Here is an 18,812-nt window from a genome sequence, read left to right as displayed (position 1 = left end):
TATTCGTACATATCTTCGAGAATGGACACATGGTGATCGGGCTCGATGCGGTGACCTCGCTCTCTCCGGCGAGCGACTCCCGCGCGGGTGAAGTACTGCGACTGCGCCGCGAGATCAGCAGGATGCAACGACGTCGCAGCGAGCATGCGCTGCTCCCCCTCGATCCCGCCTTCGCGGCGCTCCTGCCGGAAGAGGGCCTGCAGACCGGCACGTCCTATACCGTCTCCCCCTCGCCGAGCCTGGTGCTCGCGCTGCTCAGCGCCGCATCCCGGAAAGGGCACTGGTGCGCGGTGGTGGGCATGCCCACGCTCGGCATCGAAGCAGCGGCCGCGTTCGGCATCGACCTCGCCCGCCTGATCCTCGTGCCCACCCCCGGCGAGCGCTGGCTCGCGGCGACCTCCGCGCTGGCCGAGGTCGTGCCTCTGATCGTCGTCGCCCCCGGCACCCGGGCCGGAGACGCCGACGTCTCCCGACTGAGCGCTCGCCTGCGTGATCGCGGCTGCACGCTTCTGGTCACCGAGTCCCCCGGCACCGGACGATGGCCGCAGAGCGAGGGCACGATACGCCTTCATGACCCGCACTGGCACGGTCTCGGCGCCGGCTGGGGGTTGCTCTCCGACTGCACCGTGACGGTGACGGCGCAGACACGACACAGCCCTCGCCCCTCGAGTGTGCGCGTGCAGCTGCCGGGAGGGCACGGCGCTCTCGAGGCCGTCGGGGCAGAGCTCACCGCACTCCCTGCGCTCTCGCCGGAGAGGTCCTCCCTCGGTGAATCCGCTCCCCCGGAGCTGTTGCGATGGGCGGAAGCAGGATGAACGCCCCTCTCCGTGTCCTCGTGCTGTGGTTCCCCGACTGGCCGATGCGAGCCGCGCTCGGCGGCGCATCTCCACATCCGCCCACCGCCCTGGTGCAAGCCAACACGATCGTCGCCTGCACCGCCTCCGCCAGGGAGCACGGCGTCCGCACCGGTCAGCGCCGCCGAGTCGCGCAGGGCCACCTCTCCTCCCTCCAGGTCCTCCCGCACGACCAGGCCCGTGACGAACGCGCCTTCCTTCCCGTGCTCCAACTCATCGAAAAGCACGCCCCGGGAGTCACTCTGCTGCGCCCCGGACTCGCGATCCTCCGCGCCAGAGGCATCTCCCGCTATCACGGTGGGGAAGCGGAGGCCGCCGCGTCACTCGCCACCATCCTCGGAGAGGCCGGGTTCCCCGAGGTGCGCATCGGCATCGCAGACGGCCCCTTCACCGCCGAGATCGCCGCGCGAGGCCCGACGCCCTGGACGGTCGTACCGTCCGGCACCGCTCGGGAGTTCCTGGCCCCCTACCCCGTGCAGGTGCTGCGCGACGAACAGATCACCGGACTCCTCCTCCGGCTCGGCATACGCACCCTCGGCGAGTTCACCGCCCTCGCCGCGCCTGACGTGCGCGACCGCTTCGGTGAACACGGTGCGCGTCTGCACGCGCTCGCCGCGGGTGCCGACTCCCGCCCCCTGACCCCGCGCCCACCCGACCCCGAGCTCGTGCGCAGCGTCGAGTTCGACTCGCCGCTGGGCGGAGCCGATCAGATCGCCTTCGCGGTGCGGCAGACAGCCGACGCGGTGATGCTCGCTCTCGGTGAGGCCTCGGTCGTCTGCACGGAGGTGCGGATCGATCTGACCGACGACAACGGGGCAGTCTTCTCGAGATCCTGGCTGCACCCCACCTGTTTCGACGCCTCCGACCTCGTCGATCGGGTGCGCTGGCAGTTGGAGGCCTTGGCCACGCAGTCCGCGAAGGAACCGGTCGACGAGGCACGAGCGTTCGGCGGCATCACCGCCGTACGGATCACCCCCGCTGCTGTGGATGATGCCGCCCATCACCAACCGGGGCTCTTCGGCTCCGGCACCGATGAGCGCCTGCACCACGCGGTCTCGCGCGTGCAGACCATGTTGGGCCATCAGGGCGTGGTCACCGCGGCGATCTCCGGTGGTCGCTGGCTCGCCGACCGTCAGGTGCTGACCCCGTGGGGGGAGCGCGCCGTCCCTCCACGGGATCCGGGATCGCCGTGGCCCGGCAGCCTCCCCGACCCTCTGCCTGCCGAGGTGTTCCACCCTCCGCGCCCCATCGGAGTCCTCGCCGCGGATGAGACCACGGTCAGCGTCGATGAACGCGGAGCCCTCTCGCAAGACCCCGCCCGCATCGACGGTGTCTCCGTGCAGGCCTGGGCCGGTCCCTGGCCCGTTCACGAACGCCGCTGGGCCGCAGGGGGCGGAAAGCGCGGGCATCGGCTCCAGATCGTCGATGACCAGGATCGCGCCTGGCTGGTCTTCCATACCGGCGAGCGCTGGTGGGCCGAGGGGAGGTATCGCTGATGGGCTGGCACAATCCGCCCCTGTCGTGGAACGAGTTGGAGCGCACCCTCAGCGGCGAGGAGTCCCCTTCGCCCCCTCCGGGCGCCGAGCCGAAGAACACACGGAGCGATCCCGGACCGGTCAGCCGTCGCCGCAAGCGCACTCCCCCCATCGGCATCCCCCGTCCGCACGATGCCGTGCCCTACGCCGAGTTGCACGCCCATTCGTCCTACTCGTTCCTCGACGGGGCCTCTTCCCCCGAAGATCTGCTCGCCGAAGCCGACCGCCTCGGACTGACCGCACTCGCGCTCACGGACCACGACGGCTTCTACGGTGCCGCACGCTTCGCCGAAGTCGCCGATCTCATGGAGAGTCCGCTGCAGACCGTGTTCGGGGCCGAGCTGTCCCTCGATCTGCCCGCGCCGCAACGAGGTTCCGCCGACCCCGCGGGAGAACATCTGCTGGTCCTCGCCAGGGGGAAGGAGGGGTACCACCGCCTTTCGGGGGCGATCACCGCGGCGCAGTTGCGCGGGGGCGAGAAAGGACGACCGGTGTACGACCTCGACGATCTGGCCGAACGCGCAGGAGGCCACTGGACGATCCTGACCGGCTGCCGCAAAGGTGCCGTGCGCCGCGGGCTCGAAGCAGGCGACGGCCTCACCCCGCTGCGAACCCTGGTCGACCTGTTCGGAAGCGATCACGTCGCCGTCGAACTCTTCGACCACGGGGACCCGTTGGACACCCGCCGCAACGACGCTCTCGCCGGGCTCGCACGACGGATGCGGCTGCCGGTGGTGGCGACCAACAACGTGCACTACGCCACTCCCGCACAGGCGCCACTCGCCGAGGCCGTGGCTGCGGTCCGCGCGGTGCGGAGCATGGATGAGCTCGACGGCTGGCTGCCCGCGCACGGGGGCGCCCATCTCCGCAGCGGCGCAGAGATGTCGGCGCGCTTCCACCGGCATCCCGGAGCGATCTCCTACGGGCTCGAATTGGCGACGGCTTCCGCCTTCCCCCTGCGCCTGGCACGACCCGCGCTCCCGCAGCAGAAGGTGCCGGAGGGGCATACACCGATGAGCTGGCTGCGTCACCTGGTCTGGGCGGCCGTGCCGTCGAAGTATCCCCGCCTGGACGAGGAGGGCAAACACCGGATCGCCCGTGAGCTGGATGTGATCGAGGAGAAGGACTTCCCCGGATACTTCCTGATCGTGCACGGCATCGTCACCGAGGCACGCAGACGCGGCATCCTCTGCCAGGGGCGAGGTTCGGCTGCGGCGAGCGCGGTCTGCTACCTGCTCGGGATCACGGCGGTCGACCCGATCCTCTACCGTCTCCCCTTCGAGAGGTTCCTCGCGACCACGCGGACGGAGGAGCCTGACATCGACGTCGACTTCGACTCCGACCGTCGCGAGGAGATCATCCAGTGGGTCTACCAGGAGTACGGCCGGGAGCGGGCGGCCCAGGTGGCGAATGTCATCCAGTACCGGCCGAAGAACGCGGTGCGCGACATGGCCAGAGCGCTCGGTCACTCCCCCGGTCAGCAGGATGCCTGGTCCCGCCAGGTCGACGGCTGGGGTGCGGGGCTGGAGCCGGCCGAGGACCACGACATCCCCGAGAACGTGCTCGCCTATGCCGGCGAACTGCTGAAAGCCCCCCGCCACCTCGGCATCCACTCCGGCGGCATGGTGCTCACCGCGCGTCCGGTCGGCGAGGTCGTACCGGTGGAGCATGCGCGCATGGAGAACCGCACCGTCATCCAGTGGGACAAAGACGACTCCGCCTTCATGGGGCTCGTGAAGTTCGACCTCCTGGGCCTCGGGATGCTCGCCGCCCTCCAGCACTGCTTCGATCTGATCCGACAGGCCACGGGTGAGGAGTGGCGGCTCGAGACCATTCCCAAGGAGGAGCCCGCCGTCTACGACATGCTCTGTCGCGCGGACTCCATCGGTGTCTTCCAGGTGGAGTCCCGCGCACAGATCGGGCTGCTCCCCCGTCTGCAGCCGCGGAGCTTCTACGACCTCGCCATCCAGATCGCCCTCATCCGTCCCGGCCCCATCCAGGGCGGTGCGGTGCATCCGTTCGTGCGGCGGAAGATCGCCAAGGACCGGGTCGACGAGGAGAACCGGGAGCGTGCACGGCGTGGTGAAGACCCCGTGGAGTTCACGATCCCCTACCCGCACAGCGATCTGGAAGACATCCTGAAACGCACGCTGGGCATTCCGATCTTCCAGGAGCAGCTCATCCAGATGGCGACGGCGATCGGTGACTGCACCGCGGATGAGGCCGACCTGCTGCGGCGCGCCATGGGCTCCAAGCGCGGCCTGGAGAAGATCGAGAAGGTCAAGGACAAGCTCTACGCGGGCATGCGCAGACGAGGGCTCGATGCCGACGCCGCCGACCGGATCTACGCGCAGATCCAGGCGTTCTCGAACTTCGGGTTCGCCGAGTCGCACTCGCTGTCGTTCGCCCTGCTGGTCTACGCCAGCTCCTGGGTGAAGCTGCACTATCCCGCCGCGTTCCTCGCCGGGCTGTTGCGCGCGCAGCCGATGGGCTTCTACTCCGCCGCGACCCTCACTGCGGATGCACGGCGGCATGGAGTGGAGGTCCGTCGGCCCGATCTGCACCTGTCCGGAGCGACGGATTCGTTGGAGCCGCTCGCCGATGACTCCGAAGGCGGACCCACCGGCCGGACGCAGTGCCTCGCCGCTCCTCAACCTGCTGTCCTCCGCTTCGATCGGGAGGCTCCCGACGAGTCCGCTGCCCACCGCAGGGACGGCGGATTCGCGGTGCGACTGGGCTTCAGCGGCATCCGGGGGATCGGTGTGCCGTTGGCGGAGAGGATCGTCGCGGAACGTGACGCACACGGTCCTTACCGGGATCTGCATGATCTGGTGCGGCGTACGGATGCCACCGCCGCACAGCTGGAGGCCCTCGCCACGGCAGGGGCCTTCGACTGTCTGGGGCTGGAGCGCCGAGAGGCGATCTGGCTGGCCGGAGCCGCGGCGGACGACCGCTCACGCTTCCTCCCGGGGACCACGGTCGCCGTGCAGCCTCCCCTGTTCGCCGACCAGACCAGCTACGAGCGTCTCTCCGCCGATCTCTGGGCGACCGGTGTGTCCACCGATGACCATCCGATGGCGCATTTCCGGGAGGCGCTGCGCACCCGCGGGGTGCTCACCGCCGTCGATCTGCAGAGCCACGAGGTCGGTCGGCGCATCGAGGTCGCGGGACTCGTCACTCACAGGCAACGACCGGCGACGGCCGCCGGGATCACCTTCGTGAATCTCGAGGACGAGAGCGGCCTGGTGAACGTCGTCTGCTCGGCAGGGGTCTGGAATCGCTACCGTCGCGTCGCCCGGGATTCACCGGCTCTCATCATCCGCGGCATCCTGGAGCGGTCGAGCGAGGGGGTGGTCAATGTGCTCGCCGACGGGTTCGAGGATCTCCGCACCGGCCTCACACACCGGTCCAGGGACTTCCGATGAGCGACGGGAGCCCTGTACCCGGCGTCACCAGAAGCGTTCGTGTTCCTCGGGAGGTGGACGGTCGGCGCCGCCCCATCTGTCGGCCTCGGCCTTCGCTGCATCCGCGGCGGCGTCCGCGCCACGCAGAGCGCGCTTCGCTCCGGTCGCCCCCGGACCGATGGGATCGACGAGCAAAGAGGTGCGGGAGTCGGCTCCCCCGATGGTCACCGTGCACTCCAGCACACGTCCGATCCACCGAGAGAGGTCGCCACTCGGATCCTCTGCACGTCGGTAGCGGATCCCGTTGTCGAGGTCGACGATGGACAGGACCACAGGCTCCCCGGCGAGCGGGTCGATCTGCTCCGTCACCTCGACCCGGTGCCCATGAGCGATGGCGACCTGTGCGGCGACGACGAGCAACCTGTCCATGTGTCCACCCTAGGCAACGCCGCCCGGAAGGCAACAGAACGTCTCTGCGAGAAAGTTCCGAAAATATCTTTGTCCCCCAAATGGCGGACAAGGCGATTAAGCGATACTCTGCTCACGTAGCGGGGGCTACGAGGCTGATGGACTGGGGATTCAGCCGTGAGCGCAGCGAACTTCGCCGCCTCCCCCACCGTCCGGGAAGGACGGAGAGCCCTCTCGGCGATACGTCTGGGGCGGATCGTTCGGGAGGGCCCACTCCCGCGCCGCACCCGATGCCTCGGAACCGCACTCAGTCGATCGGGATGACCTCGAGGGTGTTCGACCGCACCGGCTCCTGTCCCATCTCCGGCGCGTAGGGGCTCGGCGTGTACTTGTCGAGGTACTCGGCATCGATCGCCACATTGGTCGCCTCGTCGGTGACGGGCTCGAAGCGGACGTCCTTCGTGATGCCGCCCGCCGACACACGCCCTCGCAGGCTCGCGAGAGCCGGGGCGTACCACTTGCCGGCAAGGCCCGTGTAGGAGCGAACGAACAGGCGGCCATCCACGGCGACCGCCCAGATGCCGACCGTCTTCGGCGTCGTGCCGTCTGCGAGCTGCGCGGAGAGGTCGAACATCTCCGGCGCGGCGATGCGGGCCAGCTCCTCGGGGTTCCAGGTCGTCATGAGTCCTCCTCGAGATCGGTGGGTGAGGCAGAGTGCATGCTACGTCAGATCGAGGAGGATCTCACGATCGCTCACCGGGTGAGCCGTGCACGCAGGGAGTCGATGAGAAGACCGACGCCGAGCTCGAACGTGCGATCCGATCGCGCACTCCCCTGTTCGGCTCCGTCGATGAGCCGACCGAGAGTGCGCGTCTCGCCCTCGGGCTGCCAGATCTCGTCGGGTGAGGCGAGGTCGAGACCGAAGCCGATCGCGAAGGCGTCGAGCACGGCGATGACCGAGAGCACCTCATCTTCGGGAAATCCCCCGTCGACGAGCACCGAGGCCAGGTCGTCGTACACGGCGATCACCGCGGGGCTCGTGATCGTCTTGCCGACCAGCAGGGGCACGAGCTGCGGATGATCCGCGTACATCCGGCGTTGCGTGCGGAGCATCACGTGCAGGAACTCGGCCCAGGGCTCACCCCGCCACTCGACGCGGTATTCCTCCACGAGCCTGCCGCGCATGAGCTCGAGGATCTCATCCATGCCGTCCGCGTGGTTGTACAACGAGGACGGCCGCACGCCCAACTCGCGCGCGATCGCGTTGACCCCGAACGGCTTCCCCGCCTTCGCGAGCGCCAGCCCGGCGGATCCGATGATCTCCGGAGAGAGCAGCGGGGAAGAGGGCCTGGGCATGGTGGGCTCGCTTTCTCCGGAAGACCGGACATGAAGATCGGGGTTCCGCACGAACCCTCTCCTGTGCATAATAGTGAACACCATTCGTTGACGAACACCATTCGTTTATGAAGTCGTGCCCACCGACGCACGCCCCCCCGCCCTCCCTCGCGCACAATGCCGTGCCCTCCCCTTGGAGCCTCATGACCACTCTCGACCTCCGCACCCGGATCCCCCTCCGTCTCCCCACCGCCACCGCCACCTTCGCCATCGGGATCGCGGGATACCTCGGGGTCAACCTGTCGCCGTACATGATCTCCGCCGCCCAGAGCGGCCTCGGGATCGACGTCCTCTCCGCGAGCTGGCTGGTCACCGCGACCCTCCTGCTCACCGCGGTCACCGGATTGGCCATCGCTCCGCTGTGCGCCGGGATTCACCGTCGGACCGTGGCACGCGCCGGCCTCAGCCTCGCCGTGGTCGGCTTCGCGACCGCGGCGCTCGCCCCCGCGGCCATACTCCCGGGCCTGCTCCTGGGAGGAGCAGGAGCCGGCGGTGCCGTCGCCGCTTCCGGTGCCGCCCTCGCCGCCTTCCGGAACCCGGACCGGGTCGCCGGCTTCAACGGGCTCGCCAATCGCGGTGTCATCACCGTGGTGCTCGCCGTGATCCCCCTCATCGGGCTCGCACCGATCGACGTCTTCGGCGCGCTGGCCCTGTTCAACCTGATCGGCCTGGTCGCTTCGGTGTGGCTCCCCGCCGCACCGGTCGTCGCTCCACAGGCGGGAGCAGCCGTCGCCGAGGCGATGCCGATCGAGATCCCGCCGACCGGGACGGTTCGCGTCTCCCCGGCCCGCTCGCGGAAGGTCACGATCGCGGGCTTCGGGCTCCTCATCACGTTCGCGCTGTGGGCGGTGAGTGAGGATTCGCTCTGGGCCATGGCCGGGGTGATGGGCGCGGAACAAGCAGCCCTGACACCGGAAGGCCTCGGGATCGCACTCAGCGGTGCGACCGCCGGCGGACTCCTCGGTTCGGTCCTGCTCATGATCGTCGGTGCCCGTTTCGGGCGCGCCGTCCCCCTTGTGATCCTGCTGATCGCCGGTGGAGTCCTGAAGATCTGCGAAGGCTTCGTGACCGACCCGACCGCCTTCATCGTCGTCTTCATCGCCTGGAACTCCGTGTATGCCATCGCGTTCATGTACTTCGTCTCGACCTCGGCCGCACTGGATGCCGACGGCCGTTGGTCGGGCCCGCTGCTGGCCGTGTACCTCGTCGGATCGGCGCTCACGCCGGTGATCGGCGCAGCGCTCGTCGGCACCCTCGGCTACCAGGGCTTCGCCGTCGCACTCGGGATCGCGAGTTTCGTCCTGGCCATCCCCACCGGAGCCATCGCCCTGGTCTCGACCCGCTTGGAACGCCTCACCGCACAGGAGAACGACGCATGACCCGCACCCTCTACCGCAACGGCCGGATCTTCACCGGAGACGAATCACGATGGGCCGACGCGGTCGTCGTCGACGGTGACGCGTTCGTCCACGTCGGATCCGACACCGACGCGCCCGCCGCCGACACGGTGGTGGACCTGGAAGGTCGCACCGTGCTCCCCGGATTCACGGACGCGCACACCCACCTGCTGATGATGGGCGAAGCTCTCGGACAGGTGGGGCTCACGGATGCCACCTCTCTCGAGGAGATACAGCGCCGACTTCGCGGGGCTCGCGAGGCGGCATCCGGCGTGCTTCGCGGGCGCGGCTGGCTCTTCGATGCGATCCCGGACGGAGAGCCGACCGCCGCGATGATCGACGCGGTCGTCGCCGACATCCCGGTCTACCTCGACGCGAACGACTACCACTCATGCTGGGTGAACACGGCGGCTCTCGCGGAGCTGGGGATCACCCGGGACACGCCCGATCCCCTCGGCGGACGCATCGCCCGCGACGCCTCCGGTGAGCCGACCGGAATGCTCTACGAAACCGCCGCACAGTTGCACGCCTGGGCGCACCGCGACGCGCACACGACCGACGCGCAGCGCGATGCGGCGGTCCGGCGAGTCGTGTCCGCCTACATCGCCGCAGGCGTGACGGGGGCGGTGGACATGGCCTTCGATGAGCTCGGGCTCGCCGCACTCGCACGCGCCGCCGAGCGCGGCGAACTGCCTCTGCGTGTCGCCGCGCACTGGTTCGTCGCGAACACCGGCGACGATGCCGCGAACCTCGCGCAGGTCGAGCAGGCCGCCGTGCACGCCTCGACACCGACGGCGGGGGCACGCGTGCTCGGCATCAAGCTCGTCCTCGACGGCACCATCGATGCCTGTACGGCAGCCATGGGCGCGCCGTACGCGGACGGCACCAACGCGGGGCCGATCTGGCCCGCCGAGCGCCTGTTCCCGGTCGTCGCGGCGGCGGATGCGGCCGGGTTGCAGATCGCCATGCACGCGATCGGGGACGCCGCGAGCACGCTCGCCCTCGACGCGATCGAGCACGCGATCGCGACCAACGGTGAACGACCGCGCCGACACCGCATCGAACACCTCGAGTACGCAGCGCCGGGAACGGCGGAACGGATGGCGCGCCTCGGCGTCACCGCCTCCATGCAGCCTGTGCACGCCGACCCGGCGATCTTCGGGAACTGGGCGGCACAGCTCGGAGACGAACGCGTCGACCGCGCGTTCGCCTGGTCGGAGTACGAGCAGGCGGGTGCGCTCCTCGCCTTCTCCACCGATGCGCCGACCGCTCCGCATCAGGCGCTCCCGAACATGTTCGTCGCGTCGACCCGAGCGTCCGCGCTGGTGCCCGGTATGGCAGGCGTGCACCCGGAGCAGGCGCTCCCGCTCGAACGGGCGATCGCGCATGCCACGCGAGATGCGGCGACGTCGATGGGCGACGGAAGCTGGCGCGGACGTATCACCCCCGGATCCGCGGCCGATTTCGTGGTCCTGGACGCCGATCCGTTCAGTGGGGATCTCGAGACGCTGCTGAGCGCCCGGGTCGTGCAGACCGTGATCGCGGGACGCACGGTCTTCGCGGAGTCGTCTCCGCCCGCGCGACGCGAGAACTCGTGATCCTCACCTGACGGGCGCGCCGCCTATCCCGGGTCGCCGACGTGCCCCGGAGCGGCCACCCCCTTGACCGTACGCGCCGTCAGTGCACGAGAGCCTTCAGAACGACGAAGACGAGCCCGAAGGATGCGGTTCCGAGGGCGCCGAGGACGCGGACGAAGAAGGGACTCCCCCGGCGGAGGAAGGCGACATAGCCGAGGAAGGCGAGGATCACGACTCCCGACCAGAGCGCGAGGTCGTTCGCGGGCCCGTCGGGGATCACCCGCGTCGTTCCCGCGAGCAGGATGACGGCCGGCACGGTCGCGGAACTGAGCATGCCGAGGGAGTGCTTCACGGACGCGGCGAACGCTGCTCGCACGCCGACCGCTTCCCCCTGCTCACGTTCCGCACGGTCGCTGACCCTCGCCACCGTTCCGGCGTAGACGTGGGCTCCCCAGAACACGAGGACGGTGACCGCGACGGTCAGGAGCACCGCGAACGACGTCTCGCCGTGCGCGGACGACACCGCGACGAGGCCGCTGACCAGAATCGTGCCGTACACGGCCGCTTCGGTCCCGAACCCCGACCTCAACGCTCGGTGGACCCGGAGGATCCCGTCGTCGGCAGCCGATCGCCGCGTCTTCCTCTCGTCTGTCACACCGAACACCCTCTCAACGTTCGGCACGCAGCGGTACCTTCACGTCTCCTCCGGCTTCCTCCGTGATCCGCGCCCCCATCTGCACGAATGTCGGCGCCGAGATGAACCCGCCCGCGAAGAGAGCCTGCCCCTGCACGAACTCCGCGGAGCGCCGGATGGCGTCCTCCGAGGCGAACCCGAACACGTCGGCCAGTTCCGCGAGGTCACGGGGCGCGTTGACGCGCATGAGCGCCAGGTTGTCGCACTGCGAGAGCACGTTGGGATGGATCTTGGTCGGCCGTTGCGTGGAGAGCAGCAGCCACAGCCCGAACTTCCGTCCCTCGGCGGCGATCTGCACGAGCTGTTCGGTGAGGGCCCGCTCGACCGCGGTCTCAGGGTTGGGTGAGCAGAGGTTGTGCGCCTCGTCGATCACGATCAGCACGGGGCGCCGCTCTTCACGTCGCGCCCAGAGATGTTCGAGCACCGCGAGGGCGGCGACCTTGGGTTCCGCCGGGTGCTCGAAGCCGCCGAGGTCGAGGACCGTGACACGCGGCCGCTCATCGACGACGTCGACGACGGAATTCGCACCGCGAGACCACAGGTTCCATTCGAGCACCTGCAGATTCTCGATCCGTTTCGCGAGCCTCACTTTGGCAGGGTCGGCCGACGCGAGCAGGTCCGGCACCATGCCGCGCCCGTCCAGGCTCTCGGCGTCCTGCTCCAGATGGATCAGGGCGTTGTACTCGTCCGCGTCCGCGATCGGGTCCATCTGCAGCACCGCCGCTTTCGAGGCCGCCGAGAGATCGACGAACCGCGCGTGCAGTCGTTCCCCCTCCCCTGCCCCGGAACGGAACACACGGATGTCCGATGCCGCGACTCTGGCCGCATCCGCCTCGTTCGCCGTGAGGCGCGTCTCCTGCAACCGGGTGAAGTCCCCGTTCGGGTCGAAGACGATCATCGGCAGCTCGGTCTCCAGAAGGAGCTGCTCGAGCACCACGCCGAGCGCGTAGGTCTTGCCGCTTCCGCTCTGACCGACCCAGAACGTGTGGCGGTTGAAACGCCTCGCGTCCAGCGCGACTTTGGCGTCGGGATCGCCGAGGGCAGTTCCGATCGTGAGGGTGGTCATCGTTCCGGTGGGCCTTTCGTTCGAGATGCTGTGGCGATCCGATCGGATGCGATCGCTTCACCGAGGCGGTGATCGACATCTTCCTTGATCGAGCGCCCGTTCACCAGTGCAGAGGTGCTCTCACGCCATCGCGAAGCCCGGCGCCCAGGCCACCACCGCGTATGACACGAACGGCGCGGACGCGAGGAGGACCACTCCGACGACGAGCACACCCCGCGCGCGACGGAGCAGCGCCGGGAGGAGGGCGAGGAGGTAGACGGCGATGACGATCACGGTCATCACCAGCGCGCTCCCCTGACGGTGAGACAGGAAGCAGTTGCTCGTCGGCGGATCCACCGCAGCGCAGACGAGGGGCCCCACGGGCACGGCCACGAGCCAGATGAACGCGACGGTTCCGAGGGTGAGCACCGTGGCGAGAAGCATCAGCACCCACGGAAGCCGCTGGCGCACCGGGCGCTGCACAACGGAGGCGGACGTCGTCATGAGCCCAGCGTACGGAAATCGCTGCGTGCGCCGCGATCAGGGTCAGCCAGTCGTGGTGTCAGGTGCCCACAGAAGCGGCGGCCGTCCCCCGCACCGAGCGAGGGCCGGCCGCGGCCCGATCAGGCGCCGCGTGCGGGCTGCACGTCGATCACCCAGGTCACACCGAAACGATCGGTGAGCATTCCGAAGCCTGGGCTCCACGGCGACGCGGCGAGGGGCTCGACGACGTCCGCGCCGGCTGCGAGCGCGTTCCAGATCGCGGTGACCTCATCGAGCGTCTCGCCGCGCACAGACTGGAAGAACGTGCGATCGGTCACCGTGACGCCGTTCTCACGACGTGTGCTCCCGGCGGTGCGCGACGTGTCAGTGGTGTCCTGCCCAGGGATGTCGTAGGCCATGACGCGGAACCCGTGGTCGTTCTCGACCTGGCCGAAGACGATCTTGTCCGCACCGGGGGCATCTGCCGGCATGCCGAGGTCACCGTAGGTCGCCGCGACGACGGTGCCCCCGAACACGGACTGATAGAAGTCGAGCGCCTGCCGCGCCGTACCGGGGAAGTTGAGGTGGGTGGTCGTGGTGATGCTCATCTGCGTGTCCTTCTTCTGCGTTGGTCACGGCGGGATGCCGTGACCCCACACTGCAAGACGTAGAGGACAGGATGAGTCCTCTACTTCGCGGATACTGGAATCATGTCGGGAACGTCTTCACGCATGCTCGCGCTGCTCTCGTTGCTGCAGTCGCGCCGGGACTGGCCGGGACACGTGCTCGCGGAGCGGCTGGAGGTGACGACGCGCACGGTCCGCCGAGACGTCGACCGGCTACGGGAACTCGGATACTCGATCGCCGCGATCAAGGGGCCTGACGGTGGCTACCGGCTCGCGGCCGGAGCAGAACTTCCGCCACTGCTGTTCGACGATGAGCAAGCGGTGGCGATCGCCGTGGCTCTGCAGAGCTCCCCGTCCACCGGAGTCGATCTCGACGAGGCCGCGGCGCGGGCCCTGGCTACCGTGCGACAGGTGATGCCGTCGAGGTTGCGTCACCGGATCGACGGCATCCGCTTCACCGACACCGCAGCCGAGTCGCGGGTCGACCCGCAGGTGCTCGAAGCGGTCAGCGCTGCCGTCCAGGAGCAGAGGACTCTCCGCTTCGACTACGGTGAGTCGACCGATCGCCCGCCTCGTCGCGTGGAGCCTCACTCGGTGCTGGCGCGGAACGGTCGCTGGTACCTCATCGCCTGGGACCTCGACGTGTCCGACTGGCGCATCTTCCGGCTCGACAGGATGGTCCCGAAGTTCGCCGGCGGAACACGCTTCACACCACGCGCTCTGCCGACCGGAGACGCTCGCACCTTCCTGGCAGCGCGCTCCAAAGGCTCGGTCAGCGAGGACGTCTGGCCCTGCCACGGCGAGTTCCTCCTGCACCTCCCCGCCGCCGACATAGCGCCCTGGCTCGGCGACGCCGAGATGGAACAGGTCTCCTCCTCCGAGTGCCGCATCCGGGTCGGATCCTGGTCCTGGGCAGGACTGCTCTCGTGGATCCTACGATTCGACGCCCCTTTCACCATCCTCGGACCCGAAGAGTTTCTCGATGCCGCCGACGGACTCGCCGCCCGCATCACCGGCTCGACACCGCCAGTGCGGCGCTGACCCTCAGTCGATGCCGAGGAGCCCCTTCGCCACGCCGACGGCCGCGGGCCCGTCGAGGGCAGGGCGGTCTCCCCACTGTCCACCGGTGATGTCGATGTTGATGCCGGGCACGCGGACGGATGTGACGGTGACCGCGGCCACAGCCGTTTCACCGTCGAGACCGTAGGCGATGCCTCCCGCCGCGTCGAGCGCACCGTCAGGGATGAGCGTCAAACCGGCCTGCTCGATGATGTCGGGATCTTCCACCTCACTGGTCTCGCTGGGAACGACCATGACCTCGACGGACGCGAGATCTCCGAGGTCGGCGAGGTCTTCGGGGGCTTCCCACTGACAGTACGCACCGTATTCGTCCACCGCGTTGGAATCCAACGGCACAAGACCTTCGATGTACGGGGCGACATGGGTCGCGACCGTGTCGCAGCTGCCGATCCGGTCGAAGACGTCGGCGACATCGGGGCCACCGTCGACGCTGATCGTCTCGTCCCCCATGGTCGTATCTTCTCCGGGCGGTTCCGGATCCTGCGCAGAGCAGGCGCTCAGGAGAAGAGCGGAGGTGAGCACGAACGGGATCAAGACCGAAGAGCGATTCACCCGAAACACCGTAGCAACGCCGACCACCCGGAGCGCAAGCGCTACGAAGCCACGGCCTTCAGACTCATCGACACATAGGCGGAGAACCCGGCACGTCCGGCGAACCGCACTCGGCGGCTGCTCGACTCCGTGAAGCCGAACTTTCGATAGAGCCCGAGCGCGGGCGCATTCGTGTCTTTGATGTCGCGGAGCACGAACTCGTCGTAGGGCAACTGCAACAGGTGACTCATCAGGGCCGTGGCGACTCCCTTGCCCTGGTGCTGCGGCGCGGTGGTCACGAAGCCGATCTCCGCCAGGCCGGGGCGTGCCCCCTCGTACGCGCCGAGGAACTGGCTCCGGACGATGAAGGAGCACACGAGGCCGCGCAGTCCACCGAGCGTGCGCTGGATCTCTCGACGGTCAGGGTCGAAGCACTCCTGCTGCCCCTCGGTGACCGAGGCGATCGCGGCGGGCTCTCCGTCGACCAGCGCCACGAAGAAGCGGTCGAGGAGGATCATGTGCGCGAACGCATCCGCGAGGACCCGTGGATCCTTCGAGAAGAACTCGAAGTCCTCGGCGAACCCCTGGACGAGGACCTCGGTGATGCGCCGGCGATACGCCTCCCCCAGTGTGTCACCGCGTTCGACTGTGATCGTCATGAAGCGTCCTTTCTCATCAGCAGGCGGAGCACCAGGTCGATGCCCGCCTCGGTCATCGCAGTCGGGATGACCGTTCGCATGCCGGCGATGCCCGAGAGCATCGCGAAGTAGTAGGCGGTCAGCTGCGCCGGATCGCCGTCATCGAACTGTCCAGCCGCCTGCCCCCGACGTACGACGGCTTCGAAGGCATCCCAGAGCGGCCGCTGGGTGCGTGCCAGTCGTTCCGCAGTACCGGCCGGGGTGTCGGAGATGAATCCCTGGTTGATGACCAGGAAGAACTCGGCCTCGCCGTTCCCGTTCATCAGATCGGTCACGAACACGCGGGTGAACTTACGTACCAGGACAACGGGGGCGGCATCGGCGGAGAGCATCGCGGACGCTGCGACCAGACCGGATGACGCCTGCTCGAGCAAGGCGTCGAACAGCGCCTCTTTGCTGGCGTAGTGGCGATAGATCGAGCCGGCGCTGAGGCCGGCCTCGTCGGCGATGTCTTTGATGCTCGATGCGGCGAACCCGCGCCTCGCGAAGACGCGCACGGCTGCGGTCTCAATCCGCTCGCGCGTGGCCACGCGCAGCGCGGCGTTCTGTTCCGGTGATCTCACCATGGTCACCCCTTTGAAATGAATCTATCTTCATTATATGGGGTGCGGTGAGAAGATCACGCTCGATCCGGTATCGAGCGTGCCGCGACTGGCTCGGCGACGGAGATCTACCCCGGCCAGCGCCAGTCGGCGATCGCCGGCTCGTCCTCGCCGTGTTCGCGGGTGTAGGCGCGCGCCTCGTCCCGCCGGTCGTGCAGCTCCTGGCGGAGAGTCGCGTGGCGCCCGGCCGCGCCCGGCACCCGGTCGAGTACGTCGATCACCAGCTGGAAGCGATCGAGATCGTTGAGCAGCACCATGTCGAAGGGTGTCGTCGTGGTGCCCTTCTCCTTGTAGCCGCGCACGTGAAGGTTCGCATGGTTGTTCCGCTTGTAGGTCAGCCTGTGGATGAGCCACGGATAGCCGTGGAAGGCGAAGATGATCGGCCGGTCAGTCGTGAACAGCCCGTCGAAGTCGGCTTCCGAGAGCCCATGCGGGTGAGCGTCCTCGGACTGCAGCCGCATCAGATCGACGACGTTGATGACGCGGGTCGCGATCTCGGGCGCCCGCTCGCGCAGGATCGCCGTGGCGGCGAGCATCTCCTCGGTCGGAACGTCCCCCGCCGCCGCGAGGACGACGTCGGGCTCCTCACCGTCCGATTCGGTGCCTGCCCACGGGAGGGTGCCGAGTCCACGGGAACAGTGCAGGATCGCTTCGTCCATCGTCATCCACTGCGGGCTGTCCTGCTTGCCTGCCACGACGACATTGACGTAGTCGACGCTGCGCAGGCAGTGGTCGTAAGTGCTCAACAGTGTGTTCGCGTCGAAGGGAAGGTATACCCGGACGATGTCGGAACTCTTATTGACGACGACGTCCAGGAATCCGGGGTCCTGGTGCGTGAAGCCATTGTGGTCCTGTCGCCACACGTGGCTCGACAGCAGATAGTTGAGCGAGGCGATCGACGCGCGCCACGGCACCTGCGCCGACGCCTCGAGCCACTTCGCGTGTTGATTGAACATCGAGTCGACGATGTGGATGAACGCCTCATAGCTGTTGAACAGGCCATGCCTTCCCGTGAGCAGGTAGCCCTCCAGCCAGCCCTGGCACTGATGCTCGCTGAGCACCTCCATCACCCGGCCCGCACGCGCAAGGTGCTCGTCGAGGTCGAGGATCTGCGCGTTCCACTGCTTGTCGGTCGCTTCGTAGACCGCGGGTGCCAGCCGATTGGACGCGGTCTCGTCCGGACCGAACAGCCGGAACGTGCGCGGGTTGCGCCGGATCACCTCGGCCAGGTAGCGGCCGAGAACCGCGGTGGCCTGCGCGTCCGCTGCGCCGGGCGACTCGACCTCGACCGCGAACCCGCGGAAGTCCGGGAGGTCGAGGTCCTGCCGGAGCAGACCACCGTTCGCATGAGGGGTCGCTGACATGCGGTGATCACCGCCCGGGGCGAGAGCGACGGTGTCGGGCAGCGGTGCACCCGAGTCGTCGAACAGCTCGTCGGGCCGATACGACCGCAGCCAATCCTCGAGTTGCCGCAGGTGCTCCTCGGTGTCCCGCGCGGAGGGTAGCGGAACCTGGTGTGCGCGCCACGTGCCCTCGACGGGGAGCCCGTCGACCTCCACCGGGCCGGTCCACCCCTTGGGGGATCGCAGGACGAGCATCGGCCAGACGGGGCGGTCGGCCGTAGCCCCTTCGCGAGCTGTCCGTTGAATCGCGGCGATGCGATCCAACGCGGTCTCGAGTGCGTCGCCGAACCGACGGTGCACATCCTCTGCCGCATCCGTCGCCTCGAAGGACACGATGATCGGGTCATGACCGTATCCGCGCATCAGATTGACGAGTTCCTCTTCGGGGATGCGCGCCAGCAGCGTGGGATTGGCGATCTTCCAGCCGTTCAGGTGCAGGATCGGTAGCACCGCACCATCCGAAACCGGGTTGAGGAACTTGTTCCCGTGCCACCCGGTGGCGAGCGGACCCGTCTCGGCTTCACCGTCGCCGACGACGCAGAAGACCGTCAGGTCGGGGTTGTCGAAGGCGGCGCCGTACGCGTGGCTGAGCGAGTAGCCGAGCTCGCCGCCCTCATGGATCGACCCGGGCGTCTCGGGTGCAGCGTGGCTCGGGATGCCTCCGGGCGCGGAGAACTGGCGGAAGAGTCGGGTCATCCCGGTCACGTCACGGGTCACGGAGGGATAGCGCTCGGTGTATGTCCCGTCGAGCCAGGCGTTGGCGACCATCCCCGGGCCTCCGTGGCCCGGTCCTGCGATGTACAGGGCGGAGAGATCGCGCTCGCGGATCAGCCGATTCGCGTGGGCATAGATCAGATTGAGCCCGGGAACGGTCCCGAAATGGCCGAGCAGGCGTGGCTTGACATCGTCGACCGCGAGCTCGCGGCGGAGAAGCGGATTGTCACGAAGATAGATCTGTCCCACGCTGAGATAGTTGGCGGCGCGCCACCACGCGTCGAGCTGCCGGATCTGTTGTTCTCGCATACGGGTTGCCTCCCTTTCTCGGGCTCGCGCCCGGGCGAGTGCGGATGGAGACCTGCC

The 18,812-nt window shown here is 68.4% G+C and carries 16 protein-coding genes and 1 pseudogene; 6 read left to right on the top strand and 11 right to left on the bottom strand.

The genetic code is table 11. From position 1 onward, the window contains the following. The first annotated feature begins 29 nt into the window (after window positions 1–29). Genes ACLF6J_RS00290 through ACLF6J_RS00280 form a run of 3 tightly spaced genes read left to right on the top strand, consistent with a single transcriptional unit; the run spans window position 30 to window position 5,814 of the window. Window positions 30–815: a hypothetical protein gene (locus tag ACLF6J_RS00290; protein WP_244093469.1), complete on the top strand. Its 786-nt coding sequence runs from the start codon at window positions 30–32 to the stop codon at window positions 813–815. After that, window positions 812–2,350 (top strand): DNA polymerase Y family protein, encoded by a 1,539-nt coding sequence (locus ACLF6J_RS00285; RefSeq protein WP_134351569.1) that lies wholly within the window; start codon window positions 812–814, stop codon window positions 2,348–2,350. The genes ACLF6J_RS00290 and ACLF6J_RS00285 overlap by 4 nt, the downstream gene beginning before the upstream one ends. Further along, window positions 2,350–5,814 (top strand): error-prone DNA polymerase, encoded by a 3,465-nt coding sequence (locus tag ACLF6J_RS00280; protein WP_134351571.1) that lies wholly within the window; start codon window positions 2,350–2,352, stop codon window positions 5,812–5,814. Before ACLF6J_RS00285 ends, ACLF6J_RS00280 begins: the two co-directional genes overlap by 1 nt. Window positions 5,815–5,838: 24 nt before the next feature. Here the strand turns inward: ACLF6J_RS00280 and ACLF6J_RS00275 are convergent, their stop codons facing one another. The 3 genes from ACLF6J_RS00275 to ACLF6J_RS00265 all read right to left on the bottom strand — a co-directional run bounded on the left by ACLF6J_RS00275 (window position 5,839) and on the right by ACLF6J_RS00265 (window position 7,557). Continuing rightward, window positions 5,839–6,222: a hypothetical protein gene (locus tag ACLF6J_RS00275; protein ID WP_134351573.1), complete on the bottom strand. Its 384-nt coding sequence runs from the start codon at window positions 6,220–6,222 to the stop codon at window positions 5,839–5,841. Window positions 6,223–6,508: 286 nt separating this feature from the next. Further along, entirely contained in the window at window positions 6,509–6,883 is a 375-nt protein-coding gene (locus ACLF6J_RS00270) for a DUF2255 family protein (protein WP_134351575.1), read from the bottom strand. Between the two features lie 71 nt (window positions 6,884–6,954). After that, window positions 6,955–7,557, bottom strand: a complete 603-nt coding sequence (locus ACLF6J_RS00265) for a TetR/AcrR family transcriptional regulator C-terminal domain-containing protein (protein WP_166804644.1) — start codon at window positions 7,555–7,557, stop codon at window positions 6,955–6,957. A 182-nt stretch (window positions 7,558–7,739) separates the two neighbouring features. On the opposite strand from ACLF6J_RS00265, the gene ACLF6J_RS00260 reads away from it, so the two are divergent. Both ACLF6J_RS00260 and ACLF6J_RS00255 read left to right on the top strand, forming a co-directional pair. After that, a complete protein-coding gene (locus tag ACLF6J_RS00260) occupies window positions 7,740–8,975 on the top strand; it encodes an MFS transporter (protein ID WP_134351579.1) in 1,236 nt (411 codons plus the stop codon). After that, the gene (locus ACLF6J_RS00255; RefSeq protein WP_134351581.1) at window positions 8,972–10,591 is read left to right on the top strand and encodes an amidohydrolase; all 1,620 of its coding nucleotides are present in this window, start codon (window positions 8,972–8,974) and stop codon (window positions 10,589–10,591) included. Before ACLF6J_RS00260 ends, ACLF6J_RS00255 begins: the two co-directional genes overlap by 4 nt. A 79-nt stretch (window positions 10,592–10,670) precedes the next feature. Here the strand turns inward: ACLF6J_RS00255 and ACLF6J_RS00250 are convergent, their stop codons facing one another. The 4 genes from ACLF6J_RS00250 to ACLF6J_RS00235 form a co-directional block, all read right to left on the bottom strand. Next, window positions 10,671–11,225 carry a hypothetical protein gene (locus ACLF6J_RS00250; RefSeq protein ID WP_244093471.1) on the bottom strand — a complete coding sequence of 185 codons (555 nt, stop codon included), beginning with the start codon at window positions 11,223–11,225 and terminating at the stop codon, window positions 10,671–10,673. Window positions 11,226–11,238: 13 nt separating this feature from the next. Next, window positions 11,239–12,330 (bottom strand): ATP-binding protein, encoded by a 1,092-nt coding sequence (locus tag ACLF6J_RS00245; RefSeq protein ID WP_134351583.1) that lies wholly within the window; start codon window positions 12,328–12,330, stop codon window positions 11,239–11,241. A 120-nt stretch (window positions 12,331–12,450) separates the two neighbouring features. Continuing rightward, window positions 12,451–12,813 (bottom strand): hypothetical protein, encoded by a 363-nt coding sequence (locus ACLF6J_RS00240; RefSeq protein WP_134351585.1) that lies wholly within the window; start codon window positions 12,811–12,813, stop codon window positions 12,451–12,453. A gap of 119 nt (window positions 12,814–12,932) precedes the next feature. Continuing rightward, window positions 12,933–13,400, bottom strand: a complete 468-nt coding sequence (locus tag ACLF6J_RS00235) for a VOC family protein (RefSeq protein WP_134351587.1) — start codon at window positions 13,398–13,400, stop codon at window positions 12,933–12,935. A 102-nt stretch (window positions 13,401–13,502) separates the two neighbouring features. Between ACLF6J_RS00235 and ACLF6J_RS00230 the strand changes: the two genes are divergently transcribed. Continuing rightward, window positions 13,503–14,459: a helix-turn-helix transcriptional regulator gene (locus ACLF6J_RS00230; protein WP_134351589.1), complete on the top strand. Its 957-nt coding sequence runs from the start codon at window positions 13,503–13,505 to the stop codon at window positions 14,457–14,459. A gap of 3 nt (window positions 14,460–14,462) precedes the next feature. On the opposite strand, the gene ACLF6J_RS00225 is transcribed toward ACLF6J_RS00230, so the two are convergent. The 4 genes and pseudogenes from ACLF6J_RS00225 to ACLF6J_RS00210 form a co-directional block, all read right to left on the bottom strand. Continuing rightward, window positions 14,463–14,948 (bottom strand): hypothetical protein, encoded by a 486-nt coding sequence (locus ACLF6J_RS00225; protein ID WP_134351591.1) that lies wholly within the window; start codon window positions 14,946–14,948, stop codon window positions 14,463–14,465. A 143-nt stretch (window positions 14,949–15,091) separates the two neighbouring features. After that, window positions 15,092–15,688, bottom strand: a complete 597-nt coding sequence (locus tag ACLF6J_RS00220) for a GNAT family N-acetyltransferase (RefSeq protein ID WP_134351593.1) — start codon at window positions 15,686–15,688, stop codon at window positions 15,092–15,094. Beyond that, entirely contained in the window at window positions 15,685–16,293 is a 609-nt protein-coding gene (locus ACLF6J_RS00215) for a TetR/AcrR family transcriptional regulator (RefSeq protein WP_134351595.1), read from the bottom strand. Before ACLF6J_RS00215 ends, ACLF6J_RS00220 begins: the two co-directional genes overlap by 4 nt. Window positions 16,294–16,397: 104 nt before the next feature. After that, window positions 16,398–18,776 (bottom strand): annotated as a pseudogene (locus ACLF6J_RS00210) (phosphoketolase family protein); the annotation flags it as partial. Window positions 18,777–18,812 lie beyond the last annotated feature (36 nt).

This window comes from Microbacterium sp. IO18, assembly GCF_049099505.1.
Lineage (GTDB): Bacteria > Actinomycetota > Actinomycetes > Actinomycetales > Microbacteriaceae > Microbacterium > Microbacterium aurugineum.
Note: the sequence above shows the minus strand (reverse complement) of the source record. Positions and strands in the feature narration are given on the sequence as shown.

Coding starts and splice junctions, on each gene's coding strand:
- ACLF6J_RS00290 (WP_244093469.1), top strand. CDS start 30: ATGGTGATCGGGCTCGATGCGGTGACCTCGCTCTCTCCGGCGAGCGAC.
- ACLF6J_RS00285 (WP_134351569.1), top strand. CDS start 812: ATGAACGCCCCTCTCCGTGTCCTCGTGCTGTGGTTCCCCGACTGGCCG.
- ACLF6J_RS00280 (WP_134351571.1), top strand. CDS start 2,350: ATGGGCTGGCACAATCCGCCCCTGTCGTGGAACGAGTTGGAGCGCACC.
- ACLF6J_RS00275 (WP_134351573.1), bottom strand. CDS start 6,222: ATGGACAGGTTGCTCGTCGTCGCCGCACAGGTCGCCATCGCTCATGGG.
- ACLF6J_RS00270 (WP_134351575.1), bottom strand. CDS start 6,883: ATGACGACCTGGAACCCCGAGGAGCTGGCCCGCATCGCCGCGCCGGAG.
- ACLF6J_RS00265 (WP_166804644.1), bottom strand. CDS start 7,557: ATGCCCAGGCCCTCTTCCCCGCTGCTCTCTCCGGAGATCATCGGATCC.
- ACLF6J_RS00260 (WP_134351579.1), top strand. CDS start 7,740: ATGACCACTCTCGACCTCCGCACCCGGATCCCCCTCCGTCTCCCCACC.
- ACLF6J_RS00255 (WP_134351581.1), top strand. CDS start 8,972: ATGACCCGCACCCTCTACCGCAACGGCCGGATCTTCACCGGAGACGAA.
- ACLF6J_RS00245 (WP_134351583.1), bottom strand. CDS start 12,330: ATGACCACCCTCACGATCGGAACTGCCCTCGGCGATCCCGACGCCAAA.
- ACLF6J_RS00240 (WP_134351585.1), bottom strand. CDS start 12,813: ATGACGACGTCCGCCTCCGTTGTGCAGCGCCCGGTGCGCCAGCGGCTT.
- ACLF6J_RS00235 (WP_134351587.1), bottom strand. CDS start 13,400: ATGAGCATCACCACGACCACCCACCTCAACTTCCCCGGTACGGCGCGG.
- ACLF6J_RS00230 (WP_134351589.1), top strand. CDS start 13,503: ATGTCGGGAACGTCTTCACGCATGCTCGCGCTGCTCTCGTTGCTGCAG.
- ACLF6J_RS00225 (WP_134351591.1), bottom strand. CDS start 14,948: ATGGGGGACGAGACGATCAGCGTCGACGGTGGCCCCGATGTCGCCGAC.
- ACLF6J_RS00220 (WP_134351593.1), bottom strand. CDS start 15,688: ATGACGATCACAGTCGAACGCGGTGACACACTGGGGGAGGCGTATCGC.
- ACLF6J_RS00215 (WP_134351595.1), bottom strand. CDS start 16,293: ATGGTGAGATCACCGGAACAGAACGCCGCGCTGCGCGTGGCCACGCGC.